This is a genomic window from Salipiger bermudensis (genome assembly GCF_020171625.1).
Lineage (GTDB): Bacteria > Pseudomonadota > Alphaproteobacteria > Rhodobacterales > Rhodobacteraceae > Salipiger > Salipiger bermudensis_B.
Genome location: NZ_JAIUZY010000010.1, coordinates 1 through 15,770 on the forward strand (window position 1 = coordinate 1; position 15,770 = coordinate 15,770).

14 protein-coding genes are annotated in these 15,770 nt (G+C 61.5%); 11 read left to right on the forward strand and 3 right to left on the reverse strand.

The window, feature by feature from the left end; all coding sequences use genetic code 11:
* Positions 1-236: 236 nt before the first annotated feature.
* Both nqrM and LCM15_RS16760 read right to left on the reverse strand, forming a co-directional pair.
* Positions 237-476, reverse strand: coding sequence for a (Na+)-NQR maturation NqrM (nqrM, locus tag LCM15_RS16755; RefSeq protein ID WP_007796378.1), 240 nt, complete (start codon positions 474-476; stop codon positions 237-239).
* Positions 477-551: 75 nt separating this feature from the next.
* Positions 552-1,541 carry an FAD:protein FMN transferase gene (locus LCM15_RS16760; RefSeq protein ID WP_224858431.1) on the reverse strand — a complete coding sequence of 330 codons (990 nt, stop codon included), beginning with the start codon at positions 1,539-1,541 and terminating at the stop codon, positions 552-554.
* A 209-nt stretch (positions 1,542-1,750) separates the two neighbouring features.
* Between LCM15_RS16760 and LCM15_RS16765 the strand changes: the two genes are divergently transcribed.
* From LCM15_RS16765 to nqrF, 6 genes are read left to right on the forward strand one after another with little or no spacing between them, the layout of a single operon-like run.
* Positions 1,751-3,094, forward strand: a complete 1,344-nt coding sequence (locus LCM15_RS16765; RefSeq protein ID WP_224858433.1) for a Na(+)-translocating NADH-quinone reductase subunit A — start codon at positions 1,751-1,753, stop codon at positions 3,092-3,094.
* A gap of 4 nt (positions 3,095-3,098) precedes the next feature.
* Positions 3,099-4,298, forward strand: a complete 1,200-nt coding sequence (locus LCM15_RS16770) for an NADH:ubiquinone reductase (Na(+)-transporting) subunit B (protein WP_224858435.1) — start codon at positions 3,099-3,101, stop codon at positions 4,296-4,298.
* A complete protein-coding gene (locus tag LCM15_RS16775; RefSeq protein WP_224858437.1) occupies positions 4,291-5,100 on the forward strand; it encodes a Na(+)-translocating NADH-quinone reductase subunit C in 810 nt (269 codons plus the stop codon). Before LCM15_RS16770 ends, LCM15_RS16775 begins: the two co-directional genes overlap by 8 nt.
* Complete coding sequence (locus LCM15_RS16780) at positions 5,100-5,753, forward strand: NADH:ubiquinone reductase (Na(+)-transporting) subunit D (RefSeq protein ID WP_224858439.1); 654 nt, start codon at positions 5,100-5,102, stop codon at positions 5,751-5,753. Before LCM15_RS16775 ends, LCM15_RS16780 begins: the two co-directional genes overlap by 1 nt.
* The gene (gene nqrE / locus LCM15_RS16785) at positions 5,753-6,361 is read left to right on the forward strand and encodes an NADH:ubiquinone reductase (Na(+)-transporting) subunit E (RefSeq protein ID WP_224858441.1); all 609 of its coding nucleotides are present in this window, start codon (positions 5,753-5,755) and stop codon (positions 6,359-6,361) included. Before LCM15_RS16780 ends, nqrE begins: the two co-directional genes overlap by 1 nt.
* Before the next feature lie 19 nt (positions 6,362-6,380).
* Positions 6,381-7,604, forward strand: a complete 1,224-nt coding sequence (gene nqrF / locus LCM15_RS16790) for an NADH:ubiquinone reductase (Na(+)-transporting) subunit F (protein ID WP_224858443.1) — start codon at positions 6,381-6,383, stop codon at positions 7,602-7,604.
* Between the two features lie 293 nt (positions 7,605-7,897).
* On the opposite strand, the gene LCM15_RS16795 is transcribed toward nqrF, so the two are convergent.
* The gene (locus LCM15_RS16795; protein ID WP_224858445.1) at positions 7,898-8,371 is read right to left on the reverse strand and encodes a lysozyme inhibitor LprI family protein; all 474 of its coding nucleotides are present in this window, start codon (positions 8,369-8,371) and stop codon (positions 7,898-7,900) included.
* 1,022 nt (positions 8,372-9,393) lie between these two features.
* Here LCM15_RS16795 and LCM15_RS16800 point away from each other — a divergent pair.
* From LCM15_RS16800 to LCM15_RS16820, 5 genes are all read left to right on the forward strand, one after another.
* On the forward strand, positions 9,394-10,974 hold the full coding sequence (locus tag LCM15_RS16800) for a hypothetical protein (RefSeq protein ID WP_224858446.1): 1,581 nt from the start codon (positions 9,394-9,396) through the stop codon (positions 10,972-10,974).
* A 372-nt stretch (positions 10,975-11,346) separates the two neighbouring features.
* A complete protein-coding gene (locus LCM15_RS16805) occupies positions 11,347-11,661 on the forward strand; it encodes a ParB N-terminal domain-containing protein (RefSeq protein ID WP_224858447.1) in 315 nt (104 codons plus the stop codon).
* 606 nt (positions 11,662-12,267) lie between these two features.
* A complete protein-coding gene (locus tag LCM15_RS16810; RefSeq protein ID WP_224858448.1) occupies positions 12,268-12,645 on the forward strand; it encodes a hypothetical protein in 378 nt (125 codons plus the stop codon).
* Positions 12,646-12,963: 318 nt separating this feature from the next.
* Positions 12,964-13,794, forward strand: coding sequence for a transglutaminase-like domain-containing protein (locus tag LCM15_RS16815; protein ID WP_224858450.1), 831 nt, complete (start codon positions 12,964-12,966; stop codon positions 13,792-13,794).
* 959 nt (positions 13,795-14,753) lie between these two features.
* On the forward strand, positions 14,754-15,617 hold the full coding sequence (locus LCM15_RS16820; protein WP_224858449.1) for a transglutaminase family protein: 864 nt from the start codon (positions 14,754-14,756) through the stop codon (positions 15,615-15,617).
* The last annotated feature ends 153 nt before the right edge of the window (positions 15,618-15,770 follow it).

The following is a 15,770-nucleotide window of genomic DNA, read 5'->3' on the forward strand; positions in this document are numbered from 1 at the left end:
CCCTGAACTCGATCTCGGGGCGTGACGGACGGTCAAGCGGTCGAGCCCCTCGATTTAGACGAACCAAGTGCGAAAGACCTCGCGGCGCGACACCAAGCCCACCGCCCGTCGATGCCGCGCGGGGCCCGCAGGACAGCCGAGAAACCTACCCCCGAAAACAAAACGCCCTCGCGGCTGAGCGCGAGGGCATCGGAAGGTCCCAATGAGGGGTCCGCTAAAAACGGCGTACCAGCAACTCAGGCCCGTTCGCGCTCCATCTCTTCGAGCATCTTGCGCGCCTTCGGGCAGTGCAAACGGTCGCGCAGCGGGCTGTCGGGGTCGATCTCCTGCTTGCAGACCACGCAGTGATCCGCGTCGGCAATCGCGTTCAGTCCGCCGCAGCTTCCCTTGATGGTGCGTCCGTTGAGGATGACACCGAGCGCCATGCCCAGCATGACGATCATCAGGAGACCAAAGGCGAGAAGGAACGTCGACACGTCGGACCGACCTTTTCTTGTATCGAATGCGCCTGTACCGGCGACAGGGCGGCGGCCCGCAGGCCGCCTTCAGGCTCAGGCCTGCAGCGTCTCGAAGCGCTTGCTGGCCGTCGTGGTGAACCCCTTGTCGCCCGCCTTGCCGGCGCGATCAACGAAGAGAACCGCCATCTCACGATCATTTGCGATCTCGAGGCCGCGCTCGGTGCCCAGCACCAGCAGCGCCGTGGCCCAGGCATCGGCCAGCATGGCGTTCTCGGTCAGCACGGTCACCGAGGCGGTGGCGTGGGTGACCGGGCGGCCGGTGGTGGCGTCGATGATGTGCGAGTAGCGCTTGCCGTCCTTCTCGAAGAAGTTGCGGTAGTCGCCCGAGGTCGCCATGCCGTGATCCGACAGGCCCACGACCTTCATCACGCCGCGATCGAAGGCTTCCGGCGACTCGATGCCGATCTGCCAGGGCTGGCCGTCGGGGTTCTTGCCGGCGGTGTAGAGATCGCCACCGATCTCGACCATGTAGTCGGTGAGGCCGAATTCCTTGAGCGCGCTGGCGACCTGGTCGACGCCGAAGCCCTTGCCGATGGCCGAGAGATAGACCTCGGCCTCGGGGCGCAGCTTCTGCAGCGCGCCGTTGCCGACGCGGAGCGACTCGGTCTGGCCGCAGCAGGCCAGTGCATCGGCGATCTCGCGCGTGGTGGGCTCGTCGTTGCGGGTGCCGGTGGCGCCGAAGCCCCAGAGATCGATCAGCGGGCCGACGGTGACGTCGAAGCGCCCGTCGCTCGCGGCGTTCACGTCCTGCGCGGCCTGCATCACGTGGGCCAGCTCATGCGAGACGGCGAAGCTGTCGGTCGCGCCGGAGGCGTTGAAGCGCGAAATCTCCGAGCGGCTGTCCCAGTTGGACATCTGGGTGTTCACCGTGGCAAGTTTTGCCTCGACGGCGGCCTTCAGCTCGGCCTTGTCGATCTGACGCGAATGGTCGACCGCCACGATGGAATAGCTGGTTCCCATGGTCAGCCCGGTCAGTTCGAGGATCGACCATCCCTTCTTGCACGCTGCCAAGGCGAGAGGCATTGCAAGGAGGCTACGGCGAGAAAGGAGGATGGGCTTGGTCACGGGGATATCTCCGCTGAAGGCTGCTTCATGTACGACGATGAGATGGTGGGCTTCTGGGCGAAGTTCGGGGGCAGTTCAACAATAAATTGGAGAATCGCCTCTGAGGAACTTCCAAAATCCGGCACGGGAGCGCATAAGACCCGCAAAAATGGACAGGACGAAACAACGTGCAGCGATATACGTTAAAGAAAGGTCTTGATGTCCCTGTACTGGGGGCACCCGAAGGGGAAATTCAAGACGCCCCCACGGTCAGAACAGTCGCCATCCTCGGAGACGATTACATCGGGCTGAAGCCGCGACTGGCGGTCCAGGAAGGCGATCTGGTTGCTGCCGGCGCGCCCATTCTGGCGCATAAGGACACGCCCACGGTTCAGGTCACCTCGCCGGTTTCCGGACGAATCAAGGCGATCAACCGCGGCGCCCGCCGCAAGCTGATCAGCGTGGAGATCGAGATCGACGAGAACGCCGCCGAGCCGGTGGACTTCTCCGCCGTCGGTGATCCGCACACGTCCGAGGGCGTGGCGGAGCGTCTTTGCGCCGCCGGTCTCTGGACCTCGTTCCGCACCCGTCCCTACTCCAAGGTTCCCGAGCCCGAGACCCGCCCTGCGGCGATCTACGTCACCGCGATGGACAGCGAGCCGCTGAGCGGCGACCCGGCGAAGATCATCGCCGAGGATGCCAAGGCCTTCACCCACGGCCTGCGGGCGATGACCCTGCTGACCGAGGGCCATGTCTACCTGTGCCAGGATGCCGACAGCGACGTTCCGGGCGGCGGGATGCCGGGGGTCTACGTGGCGGGCTTCTCGGGTCCGCACCCGGCGGGCCTTGCCGGCACACACATGCACTTCCTCGAGCCGCCCTCGGCCAGCAAGACGGTGTGGAGCATCGGCTATCACGACGTCATCGCGATCGGGAAACTGCTCGACACCGGCCGGCTCGACATGTCGCGCACCATCGCGCTTTCGGGACCGCTTTGCCGCAAGCCCCGGCTCGTGCGCACCATCGCTGGCGCTTCGATGGCGGACCTCTGCCATGACGACCTGCAGACCAAGCAGCCGGTGCGGGTGATCTCGGGCTCGATCCTGAGCGGCCGTATGGGCGCTGGCCCGACCTGCTATCTTGGCCGCTACGCGCGCCAGATCACCCTGATCAAGGAAGACCGCGAGCAGAACACGCTGGGCTGGATCCTTCCGATGCCGTCCAAGTACGCCTACCAGCCGGTGCTTGGCTCGGCCTTCAGCAAGAAGCTCTACGCACTGACCTCGAACCTCAACGGTGGCCGCCGCGCCATGGTGCCGCTGGGCACCTTCGAAGAGCTGATGCCGCAGGATTTCCTGCCGACGCAGCTGCTGCGCTCGCTTCTGGTGATGGACACCGACACCGCGCAGGCACTCGGCGCATTGGAGCTCGACGAGGAAGACCTCGCGCTCTGCGGCTTCGCCTGCCCGGCCAAGTACGAATATGGCCTCGCCCTGCGCGACAGCCTCATCAAGATCGAGAAGGAGGGGTAAGGCCGTGGGTCTGCGCAATGTCTTCGACCGTATCGAGCCGCACTTCCACAAGGGCGGAAGGTACGAGAAATACTATTCCATCTACGAGATGGTGGAGAGCCTCGTCTACACACCCAAGACGGTGACCACCGTCGCCCCCCATGCCCGCTCCTACATCGATATGAAGCGGATCATGACCTACGTGGTGCTGGCGACGATCCCGTGCATCCTGTTCGGTCTCTACAACACCGGCCTGCAGACCAACCTCGCGATCGCCGAGTACGGCGCTTCGGGCTGGCGCGCGTGGATCATCGAGACGCTGGGGATCGGCTTCAATCCGGCCAATCCGCTTGCCAACATGCTGCACGGGCTGCTGTATTTCCTGCCGATCTATCTGGTCACGCTGGTTGCCGGCGGCATCTTCGAGGTGATCTTCGCGGTGGTCCGCCGCCACGAAGTGAACGAGGGCTTCCTCGTCAGCTCGATGCTCTACACCCTGATCCTGCCGGCCTCGACGCCGCTGTGGCAGGTCGCGCTCGGCATCATCTTCGGCGTGGTGATCGGCAAGGAAGTGTTCGGCGGCACCGGCAAGAACTTCCTCAACCCGGCGCTGGTCGGCCGTGCCTTCCTCTACTTCGCCTACCCGGCGCAGATGTCGGGCGACTCGGTCTGGACGCCGGTCGACGGCTTCTCGGGCGCGACCGCGCTCTCGGTCAGCGCAAGCGACGGTTTTACCGCCCTGCCCGAGCGCGGCATCACCTGGATGGACGCCTTCATCGGCACGATCCAGGGCTGCCTCGGCGAGACCTCGACCATCGCCTGCCTGATCGGCCTTGCCTTCCTGCTGCTGACCAAGATCGCCAACTGGCGTCTCGTCGCCGGCTGTCTGCTCGGCATGATCGCGTTCTCGTCGCTGCTCAACGTCATCGGCTCCGACAGCAACCCGATGTTCGCGATGCCGTGGTACTGGCACCTCGTGGTCGGCGGCTACGCCTTCGGCCTCGTCTTCATGGTGACCGAGCCGGTCTCGGCCAGCCACACCAACACCGGACGCTGGATCTACGGCGCGCTGATCGGTTTCATGGTCGTGATGATCCGCGTCCTGAACCCGGCCTTCCCCGAAGGCATGATGCTCGCGATCCTGTTCGGCAACGTCTTTGCGCCGCTGATCGACTACTTCGTCGTTCAGGCCAACATCAAACGGAGGGCCAAGCGCAATGCCTGACGCGAACGAGAACAAAGGCCTCTTCCGTCGCTTCCTCGACATGCCCAACGACTCGGTCACCAAGACCGTCATCGTGGCGGTAACGCTCTGCCTCGTGGCTTCGATGGTGGTGTCGGCGGCAGCGGTGTCGCTGCGCCCGGTGCAGCAGGCCAACGCCCTGCGCGACAAGCAGTCGAACGTGCTGCAGGTGGCCGGAGTCTACGACCCAGACGTGACCGTCGCCGAAGCGTTCGAGGCGATGGAGCCGCACGTGGTCGACCTGTCGACCGGCGAGTTCACCGACCAGTTCGACATCGACACGTTCGACGAGCTGGCCGCCAAGGGCGACCCGGCGATCATCCGCGCCCTCGACGAGGACCCGGCGGGTCTGGGGGGCGCGATGCAGGCCTATCGCATGGTCTATATCCTGCGCACCGAGGATGGCGGCATCGACAAGGTGATCCTCCCGATCGAGGGCTATGGCCTGTGGTCGACACTCTACGGCTTCATCGCGCTGGAAGAGAACGGCAACGACATCTACGGCCTGCAGTTCTACCAGCACGGCGAGACCCCGGGCCTTGGCGCCGAGGTCGACAACCCGCGCTGGAAGGCCCTGTGGAACGGCAAGAAGCTGCGCGACGAGGATGGCGATCTGCAGATCACCGTCGCCAAGGCACCGCCGCCGGCTGGCCAGGACTATTACATCGACGCGCTGGCGGGGGCGACCCTGACCTCGCGCGGGGTTCACAACCTTGTCCGCTTCTGGATGGGTGAGCAGGGCTACGGCCCGTTCCTCGAGCGGCTGAAGGCAGGAGAAATCTGATGGCTCAGACACGCAAATCGCAACTTGTCGATCCGTTGATCGACAACAACCCGATCACGCTGCAGGTCCTGGGCATCTGCTCGGCCCTCGCGGTGACCTCGTCGCTGAGCGTGGCCTTCGTGATGGCGCTCGCGGTGACGATGGTGACCGGGTTCTCGTCGCTGTTCATCTCGATGCTGCGCAACCAGATCCCGAGCTCGATCCGGATCATCGTGCAGATGGTGATCATCGCAAGCCTCGTGATCCTCGTCGACCAGGTGCTCAAGGCCTACGCCTACGAGATCTCCAAGACGCTTTCGGTCTTCGTCGGCCTGATCATCACCAACTGCATCGTGATGGGCCGCGCCGAGGCCTTCGCCATGAGCAACCCGCCGGTGGCCAGCTTCATCGACGGCGTCGGCAACGGGCTGGGCTACGGGCTGATCCTGATGGTCGTGGGCTTCATCCGCGAGCTCTTCGGGGCCGGGTCGCTGTTCGGGATCACCATCTTCGAGACCGTCAACAACGGCGGCTGGTACGTGCCCAACGGCATGTTGCTGCTGCCGCCCTCGGCGTTCTTCATCATCGGCCTTCTGATCTGGGCGATCCGCTCGTGGAAGCCGAAGCAGGTCGAAGAGCGTGAATTCAAGATCCAGACCGTGGAGGCGCACTGATGGAAGGTCTCGTCTCTCTCGCCGTAAAGGCGATCTTCGTCGAGAACCTGGCGCTGTCCTTCTTCCTCGGCATGTGTACCTTCATCGCCGTGTCGAAGAAGATCTCGACCGCCATCGGGCTCGGCATCTCGGTGATGATCGTTCAGACCATCACCGTGCCCGCCAACAACCTGATCCTGAACTACCTGCTGGCGCCAGGGGCGCTGGCCTGGGCCGGGTTCCCGGACGTGGACCTCACCTTCCTCGGCCTGATCTCGTATATCGGGGTCATCGCCGCGCTGGTGCAGATCCTCGAGATGGTGCTCGATAAGTATTTCCCGCCGCTCTACAACGCGCTGGGGGTGTTCCTGCCGCTGATCACGGTGAACTGCGCCATCCTTGGCGGCTCGCTGTTCATGGTGGAGCGCGCCTACGACTTCCCCGAGGCCCTGACCTATGGCGCCTCGTCGGGCTTTGGCTGGGCGCTGGCGATCACTGCCATGGCCGGTGTGCGCGAAAAGCTGAAATACTCCGACATCCCGGACGGCCTTCAGGGGCTTGGCGTCACCTTCATCTCCGCGGGACTGATGGCTCTGGCCTTCATGTCCTTCAGCGGCGTGAATCTCTGAGGCGGAGGACAGAACCACTATGCTTACTTTCAGCCTCGGCGTCGTTCTCTTCACCCTGATCGTGGTCGCTTTGGTGACCATCATCATGGCCGCGCGGTCGCGCCTTGTGTCGTCGGGCAACGTCAACATCACCATCAACAACGAAAAGACCATCTCGGTCCCGGCGGGCGGCAAGCTGCTGCAGACGCTGGCGGCCCAGAAGCTCTTTGTCCCCTCCGCCTGCGGCGGGGGCGGCACCTGCGCGCAATGCCGCGTGCGGATCCACTCCGGTGGCGGGTCGATCCTGCCCACCGAGGAAACCCACATCACCAAGCGCGAGGCCGCCTGCGGCGACCGCCTGTCCTGTCAGGTGGCGGTCAAGCAGGACATGGATATCGAGGTTCCCGAAGAGGTCTTCGGCGTCAAGAAGTGGGAATGCACCGTGCGTTCCAACGACAACGTCGCGACCTTCATCAAGAATCTCGTACTCGAGCTTCCCGAGGGCGAGGACGTCAACTTCCGCGCCGGCGGCTACATCCAGATCGAGGCGCCCGCGCACAAGCTCTCCTACAAGGAGTTCGACATCGCCGAGGAATACCGGCCGGATTGGGACAAGTTCGATCTGTGGCAGTATGAATCGGTCGTCGACGAGCCGATCGAACGCGCCTACTCGATGGCGAACTACCCGGACGAGAAGGGCCTGATCATGCTCAACGTCCGCGTGGCCTCGCCGCCCCCGGGCTCCACCGGGATTCCGCCGGGGCAGATGTCGTCCTACATCTTCAACCTCAAGCCCGGCGACAAGGTCACCATTTCCGGCCCGTTCGGCGAGTTCTTCGCCCGCGACACCCAGATGGAAATGGTCTTCATCGGTGGCGGTGCCGGCATGGCGCCGATGCGCAGCCACATCTTCGACCAGCTCAAGCGGCTCGAGAATCGCGACCGGAAGATCACCTTCTGGTACGGCGCCCGTTCCAAGCGCGAGATGTTCTTCGTCGAGGATTTTGACGAGCTGGCGGCGGAGTTTTCGAACTTCGAGTGGCACGTGGCGCTCTCGGATGCGCTCCCCGAGGACGAATGGAAGGGCTACACCGGCTTCATCCACAACGTGCTCTACGAGGAATATCTGAAGGACCACCCGAACCCCGAGGATTGCGAGTTCTACATGTGCGGCCCGCCGATCATGAACCAGTCGGTGATCAACATGCTGCTCGATCTCGGCGTCGACCGTGAAGACATCATGCTCGACGATTTCGGCGGCTGACCCGCAGACATCGCGATGAGACAGGAAGGGGGCCTCGGCCCCCTTTTTCTTTGCGGTGGTGTCTCGCGCTTGGCCTAGGCCAGAGGCACGGACAGCTTCTCGCGCGAGGGGCTTCGGGCTATCGCAGCCGACCTAAGGGGGTGGGCCGCCGTGGCTGCCCCCCCTCACCTCCCGGAATCGATCATGGGGTTGCTGCCCCGGTCTTCCCGCGCCTCGCGCCCCTGTCACCGCCGCGCAAGGGTCAGCCCCGCCACAGAGTCCTGCCGCGGGTCCGAACCAGTTGCCGGGTGCGTTCACCTCTGTTCGAGATGCCGTTCAAGAACGAGGGACTGCTCGCCGGTCGTATGCATCAGGCAGGACAGCCGCGCTGGCCCCGCGCCGGTGCCTCCGCCCCATTGCACCGCCTCCCAGTCGCACTTCGCGTCCCGGAACGTGATCCATGCGCGCTGCATCTCGCGCAGGGCGTCGGCCTGGGTCAACGGGCGCTCCCCCTCGGCTTCGTCGGCGGACCGCGCCACCTCCATCGCCTTGCCATAGGCGTCGTTGAGCCGGCCGTCCCACCACTCAAGCTCCTTCTCGAGGCAGGCGCCCATCCCGGCTGTGGAGGTCCCGCCGTCGGTCGCCTCCATGCAGGCGTCGGCAGAGCGGCCGATGCAGTCGGCGCCGTCGTTCTCGAGGCAGTTCTCGGTCGCATCAGTCGAGAACTCGATGTCCTGAGCAACCGCCGGGGTGGCGAGCATCAGGGCGATGAAAACGTGTCGGATCATGTCGTGCAGTACCTCCTTAAGTGTATCGGACAAAGTGGGGCGATCTTCCGTGCCATCTATACAAGCCTTCGTGTCCGGCTCCTTCTGAGGGGAGCTGCACGACGTAGCCCTGCCCCCATAGAAGCGAGGCGGATCTGCGCATTAGAGCGCCTCGCGACCACCGGCCTGGCGTGGCGGATACCGACACAACCGAACATGCGTGGGCGCTCGACGTGTAGTGGCTCGCGCTCAGCAGCGATTTGACGGGCATTCTGACCTTGGGAGATGCGGATACGACAAAGCCCCCGCGAGGAGCGAGGGCTTTGTGTTATAGTCTGGTTGCGGGAGCTCGCAACGGCCTGAACCGAACAATAGGCGAACTCTTTAAGGGGCGCCCAGCCTCTCGAAGATAAAAAACCACAGAGGCAGGTCACCGGCAGAGACACCATGTTGCGCTGCCAGAGACACCGCCCGCTCCGGCGCTTCGGAGGCCGACAATGTCTGCGTAGCACAGCGAGGTCCGCTTCGCTCAAGCAGCGAACGTGGTTGCAGGCGCGTCCATGTCTGGGATTCTTGACGCTTCCGGCCCTTTCCGGACATTCGCTTGGATAGCCATTGCCGCACCGCGGCTTCCCCATACCAGACCTTCATGGCGCCGCGCAGCATCGTCTAGGTCCCCGGGGACAGAAGTGCGGACCGAAGCCGCCGTTGTCCCAGGGTCCGGTTTTACGGCGCCGCCGGTAGGGTTTGTGATGCACGACTACTCAGCGGATTTGCAATTCTAGGAATCAGACTGATTTCGTTGATTTTTTATGTAAAATGAACTACCGTCTGCCCGCAGGATATCAACGGCTAATTTCTGGATGTACAATACACGGTGTCTATGAGCAGTAGTCATCTATACCCCCCCCCGGGAGACAGCACTTAGCAGCTACACGTATACAGCTAGCAATCTGACCACCAAGGTCATACTAAAATGCGACCCTTGCAACCGGCATGAAAAGTGAGGGCCCTTAAGCTCGATAAGTATAAGTTAATTTCCGATGAAAAACCCCCTACTTTTCCGGCTCCACGAATTGCAAGCGTCGGAAATTTACAACCACATTCCTGAACTTGTTTCCGGGTCGAATGTACCTGCACTCACGTTCCGAAAATATGTTTCATCACGTCCAGAGCGCTTCTATTCACAGGCTGCGTTTTCTGCTTTACACGAGGCATTGCTGGATATTGAAAACAACTACGCGAAAGAGCTACGCTTGTACGTTGCGAACAGAAGCGAGGAAATTGACAACGCTTTCCTGCACGCGAAGGAAATCAATGCGCAGGAGTGGCATGACAGAGAAGTCAAAGCGGGTGACGATTACCGGTCTTTAATTCTAATAGATCGGGATATGCACCCGGCCTACCTGCGGCTTGTCGAAGCTGTTTTCCAGCCGCTTCTACATTTGGTGGCGTACTTTTCACGCCTTTCATCGGGCAAAGGCACAGATGGTCTGAATCTATACAATATAGTGGCGGAATTGCCGGATGAACCATTTGCCAAAGTGAAGTTGTCGTACGTTCATTTAATGCGAAATGGGATTGCGCATGGTGGCGTCAAGTACTCCTCCAACGAGATCATCTACAGAGACAGCAAGGGAAAGGAAGCGACGTTTAAGTCGTATGATGTCGTTCGGAAATTTGACGATTTTCTAGATACCTGTAATGGGCTGCTTTTGGCGTATTCAGTTTTTGCATTGACGCGGTTGGGCAATGAAGGTCTTGTACCACAAAACCTTATGGTTGAAGAAATTAGAGCCGAAAGCCAGACGCCGTACTGGGAAGTGAACGGCATCTTACCCTCGACGATATTGGGCGGCAAAAGTCAGTTGATTGTCTACTGTGACGCCAAGACGATGGACGAAGACAAGATAAGGTTTTCAACCTTTCAAACAGCGGTACTGGCCGAAGGTGCTGCACCGGGTTTTGATCGGTACTTCATTTCGATGCGTGGTCCGAACGGTTTACCGGGAATGGCGAGCTTCCACGGAAATGAACTGGCAGCACACCGCCTGAAAGAACATAGCATCGAACAGTATACCGATGTCATACAAGACTACTTGCCGATGTTTGCTGCGACCCGAAGAATGTTCCGCTGGCAGAAAAAGGTGAACACACTAAAGTTCGTTCTCGCGGTTGGATGGCCTGTTGCTTTGGCAGACTACCGTTCCCACACAGGCAGGCCACAAATGATAGTACGCAGCGCAAGCATCCACCGGAATGGCTGGGGCGCAGTCCTCAATGCTGACGTTGTCATTGAGTCAGACAACGCGCCCGTGAATCAGGATATTGTTCGGCGGTATAGTCGGACGATTATTCGGCAAGCACGAAAGATAGCCCGCCGGGAACAATCTTGGTTTTCTGTTGTGAAATATCTTCCGCTTGGCTTTGCGCAGATGAACGTTTTCTGCAAAGACTATCGTGCCAGAAGACTGTCTGGCTTCGGGCTTGGCGAAGACCTAGTTGGAACAATACGCCTCCAAAGAATTCGAAGGATAAAATCGCCCGACATCTCAGGTTCAACTATAGAATTGCGTCGGGGACTTAGGTTCGCGTGGAACAGAAATTGGTTGGAGCGCGAATGAGCAGTCGGAAAGCCGACATTCGTCGATGTGTAGAAGATAGTAGGTCTGGGCTCTGAGCGGACCTGCGGCGGTGCGGCGTGCTGGCAGTCCAGGTGAGTGGTGCCGTCCGGCAGAGACCGGCCCATACCAGACTCTCAGCACTCAGCGGACTTTCTGCGGTTGCAGCCCTAATTGCCGCCGTTCGCCGCAGCGACGAAGTTGGTTGACGCGCCATTCTCGCCCTGCGGACCTTCCCATCGTTAGCTGCGGGTGAGACAGGAGGTTCCGCTCACGTCGGCAGCGCACAGAGAACCGCCTGCGAAAGCACCGCTCGTCATCACCCACAAGGGACGTGCCTGTTCCATTCCGAGTACCCAGCCCGATGGCGGGAAAATGTCTGCAGCGCTTCCAGCCTCGAAAGGACTGGCGTCGAACGGCAATCTAGCTCATGCTCCATCGATGTTGCAAAAACACACAGTCGCGATCAGCGACATTCGGGTTCCGCTCAAGCGAAAGAAGACGCTTTGCGAGGACAAGGTCCAGAACATCGCCGAAAGCATCTTGGAGGAAGGGCAAAACACCCCAATCCAAGTCCGGCCTGACGGAGAGGGCTACGTGCTGATCGAAGGTCTTCACCGATTGGAGGCGCTTCGGGTGCTGGGCGAGGACTCTGTGCTGGCCTATCTGGTACGAGCTCGGCTGCACTAGACCGCACGACACCCCGGCCCCCGGTCTTTGCAGGGCACCCATGATCGTCACGTCTCGGCGGTGACCCGGGGCCACAGCGATCGACTTGGTCATCCTCCGCTCTTGATCGGAACGACAGGCAAGGGCAGCTCGCGGACATGCAGCGCGTGGTGCCGCGGCCTATGCAGCTTCGAGTTCCCGGCCCAGAGCCAACCTGCATGCCGGGCGGGGCGGATGGCCTGTGCCATCCGAAAGAAACCTGCCGCTTTGAGGCACGTCGTAGCAGTTGGGTTTCGTAGTCGGACCACTGCGCCGCGGCGCGCAGGAAGCGAACCGAACGGGTGCTGGCACGCTTGAAGGTCTGGCAGGGTTTTCTCTCGGGGATTGTATTTTCACGCAGACCACCCTATATCAGGGAGAGGCTATAGCAGCCCCGCCGTGACATGCGCGGCACTTCTTTCGCGACATCGACATGTATGAAGATGGCTTGTCTGCCAACTCCGTACGCTACCCAATCGCCCCGGCGCCACTGAGGACGACCGGAGCCGTAGCGTGCCGAATGTCGCTGGGAACAATCTGATAAGCCAAACAGAGCGACGCGGCGCTTTCTCCGCTGGAGGACTCCCTATGACTGCTCCCGACTGGCTCAAACCCGGCCTCGTCGGCACCGTGATCGGTACCGTGGCCATCACCATCGTTGGATTCTCGTGGGGTGGCTGGGTGACCGGCGGAACCGCTCAAGACCAAGCCAACACCTTGTCGCAAGAAACGTTGACGGCCGCGATGGTACCGGTCTGCCTGGATCTGGCGCGCGCTGATCCTATGCGTCGAGGAAAGATCGAGACCATTCGTGAAGCCACGCGCTACCGCCAGCGGGACGCACTGATGGAGGCTGGCTGGGCCACGGTGCCTGGCACCGAGGAGCCTGATCGCGACATCGCTCAGGCCTGCCTTGCGGAACTCGACCTGGAAGCCCCGGCTGAACGTGAGGTCGATGAAGGATGATACGTCATATCCTGCACCTGATCTTCGACAACTTCTGCCGCACCGTGGCGCTGGCAACCTTCCCAAGCCTGCCGTCTTGGACAGATACCGCAATATACGTCCCGGTCCATGTGGTGTGCGGCCCGGACAGGGGCGGCAGACGCCGCTACGGGGCCCAAGCACCTTCAGGCCTTATGACCGGTTCGCCCGAAACCGCGCATCAGTTTCAATCCGGATCCCGGTGGCACCTTGATATGACCTCTGATGGGTCAGGCAGGAACAACTATGAGAGATGACCCACGTTTGCTTCAGGCCGAAAGCCCGACTTCGGGACTCCGGATGCATATTGGCTGCCGTATCACCCACACGTTGACGCAGCCGACGCCGTTGATCGCACTTCTAAACGTCCACTATTCGCGTTTCGGCGATCTCGAACGTGCCGACTACCTCGTCACGGAGCCAAGCGTTCCCATCGAAAGCTACCGCGACGGTTTCGGCAACTGGTGCACTCGAATGGTCGCACCGGCAGGCGAGTTCACCCTGAGCACCAGTGGCATCTTCCGCGATACCGGCCTCCCGGATATCTACGCACCAGAGGCGAAGCAGCTCGCCGTGGAAGATCTGCCGTTTGACACGCTCGTCTATCTGCTGGGCAGTCGGTACTGCGACACCGACTTGTTGTCAGAGCAGGCTTGGGCGTTGTTCGCGGATTCCCCGCCCGGTTGGCCGCGGGTACAGGCCATCTGCGATTATGTGCATGACAATGTCACCTTCGACTACATGAAAGCGGACGCCACGCGCACCGCCGGGCAGACGCTGGCCGGCGGCCACGGTGTGTGCCGTGACTTCACTCACCTCGGGATTGCCTTTTGCCGCTGCATGAACATCCCGGCGCGCTACTGCACCGGGTACCTGAGCGAGATCGGAGAGCCTCTGCCCCACCCGCCGGACGACTTCGCCGCATGGATGGAGGTCTTTCTCGACGGCCAGTGGTGGACCTTCGATCCACGTAACAACACGCGGCGTACGGGGCGTATCTTGGTCGCGCGGGGCCGCGATGCGGCGGACGTGCCGCTCACTCAGATCTTTGGACCCGGCACATTGTCGGGTTTTGAGGTCATCACGCAAAAGTTGGACGACGCCTCAGAAAACACAGCCCCCCGTCTCTGACCTGCTAAGGGCTGCAGCCCCCCTTCCCATTTCTTTCAGGAGTTTCGTCATGCCCCTTTTCCTAGACCCGATCGCCCCCACGGACCCTCGGTTTGTTATCTCGCTCTCCACCTCGGGACCCCAGCACCGTGCAGTCCGAACGGCAGACGCCCTCGCACCGAACTGCGCGGGGCTCGCCGCGAAAATCACCGCAGTGCGGCGCAGATCGAACGCCAGCCACCAGATGCGCCAGCATTCGGTGCGCCCTGACAACAGGTTTATCGAGCGGATGCTGGCAGATCCGCTGATCCGGCTCGTGATGGAGGCCGATGGCGTCTCAGAAACTGAGATACGCAGCCTCTACCGCAACGTGATGTCTACGGCCCAGCAAAGTCCGGCACCGGCCTTCAGGTACCAAGCTTCAACTTACTTTCCATTGCCCGAAGCTAGCCCATGTCCGGGCAGCCCTCGCCCGGGTATTGGAGAATGAGGTTTTCTCGTGTGACCGGTCTGGATGTGTTTCGCCGGCACGCCCCCAAAGGAGGCGCCAAACGGGTGCCTATGATTGGGGACGAGTTTCAATTTACGTGCGTCCCTGCGGCGGGTCGGTTCGCGCGCGTGCAACGGGCACATGAAACGATCCCCGGTCATCTCGCCTCGCTCCATTCGCTGCAAGACACCACCCAGCCTTGCATCGAAAATCGGGAGAAGCAGACCACGGCGAACATACTGTGCAAGCAACGCCAAGAGGCGTCCCTATGACCAAAGATCTCGACTTATCTTGGGATGGCTCAGTGACACCAGCCTGCACCGACGTTCCAGCTCTACGAGGCTGCCTGTGTTGCCGCACGCCCTTCCTCAGCGCGGGCTTTGGCGAGCGAATCTGCGCCCGCTGTAAGGGCTCTAAGGCTTGGCGAGCCGGTGTTCAGACGTCGGTTTCATCTGGACGGCGTGTTGACAGCCGGTCCTCGTAGCGCACGATGAGAAAACTGATCGTCACTCACCTGACGCGCTATACCTTCCGGCGCGAGATCGCGCTTGGACGGCACAAGCTGATGGTGCGACCGAGGGAAACACGCGATCTCAGCCTGACATCCTTCGATCTCGAAATCAGACCAGAGCCGGCACTTGAGTGGTCGCATGACGTGGCAGGTAATGCCGTCGCCTCGGTCGCCTTCGCGGCGCCCGCGCGGCAGCTCGAAATCATTGCCCGGATGGAGGTCGAATTGCGGGCACCGGTCTGGCCGGTCTTTCCAATTTCGGCTGCGGCTTCCTCCTATCCCTTTTCCTATACTCTGGACGAGTTCACGGATCTCGGTGCGCTGCTCACGCCGCAATACTGGGACCAGAAAAAGCGCCTGGACGCTTGGGTCCGACCCATCGTCGCCGGAACACCGACCGACACGCTCTCTCTGCTCAAGGACATCAGCAATACGATCACACACAGCATTCGCTATCAGTCCCGGGACACCGAAGGCACACAGGGCCCCCTCGAGACGCTGGACCGAGGCTGGGGCACCTGCCGCGATTTTGCGGTGCTGTTCGCCGAGGCGGTCCGGACGCTGGGAATTGCCGCTCGGCTTGTCTCCGGCTACCTGTTCAATCCAGACGGCGATCTCGCCGGCTCCACGGATGCGGGGGCGACCCACGCCTGGACAGAGGTCTTCGTTCCTGGCGCGGGTTGGATTCCCTTCGACCCGACCAACAGATCGGTCGGCTCAGCCAACCTGATCCCGGTGGCCGCCGCCCGCAACATTCACCAGATTTCGCCTGTGTCAGGCACATTCAAAGGCACAAACGACGACTTTATTGGTCTTGATGTCACGGTCGACGTAAGCAGATGATCTCGGAGAAGAGCGCTCGCGCCGGCTTCAATCAGGGCTCGGTGCCATCGTTCGACGATGCAGCACAAACCCGATCTTGGTCCGCTCTGAATGTCGGCTTCCACTTTCTTGGGTAATCCGATTGCCTCCGCAGCGAAGGGCCGCTGTCCGCCC

What these genes read in the sequence shown, in the direction of transcription:
- LCM15_RS16760 (WP_224858431.1), bottom strand. Translation starts at nt 1,541, where the DNA reads ATGCCTCTCGCCTTGGCAGCGTGCAAGAAGGGATGGTCGATCCTCGAA.
- LCM15_RS16775 (WP_224858437.1), top strand. Translation starts at nt 4,291, where the DNA reads ATGCCTGACGCGAACGAGAACAAAGGCCTCTTCCGTCGCTTCCTCGAC.
- LCM15_RS16780 (WP_224858439.1), top strand. Translation starts at nt 5,100, where the DNA reads ATGGCTCAGACACGCAAATCGCAACTTGTCGATCCGTTGATCGACAAC.
- nqrE (WP_224858441.1), top strand. Translation starts at nt 5,753, where the DNA reads ATGGAAGGTCTCGTCTCTCTCGCCGTAAAGGCGATCTTCGTCGAGAAC.
- nqrF (WP_224858443.1), top strand. Translation starts at nt 6,381, where the DNA reads ATGCTTACTTTCAGCCTCGGCGTCGTTCTCTTCACCCTGATCGTGGTC.
- LCM15_RS16795 (WP_224858445.1), bottom strand. Translation starts at nt 8,371, where the DNA reads ATGATCCGACACGTTTTCATCGCCCTGATGCTCGCCACCCCGGCGGTT.
- LCM15_RS16800 (WP_224858446.1), top strand. Translation starts at nt 9,394, where the DNA reads ATGAAAAACCCCCTACTTTTCCGGCTCCACGAATTGCAAGCGTCGGAA.
- LCM15_RS16805 (WP_224858447.1), top strand. Translation starts at nt 11,347, where the DNA reads ATGTCTGCAGCGCTTCCAGCCTCGAAAGGACTGGCGTCGAACGGCAAT.
- LCM15_RS16810 (WP_224858448.1), top strand. Translation starts at nt 12,268, where the DNA reads ATGACTGCTCCCGACTGGCTCAAACCCGGCCTCGTCGGCACCGTGATC.
- LCM15_RS16815 (WP_224858450.1), top strand. Translation starts at nt 12,964, where the DNA reads ATGCATATTGGCTGCCGTATCACCCACACGTTGACGCAGCCGACGCCG.
- LCM15_RS16820 (WP_224858449.1), top strand. Translation starts at nt 14,754, where the DNA reads ATGAGAAAACTGATCGTCACTCACCTGACGCGCTATACCTTCCGGCGC.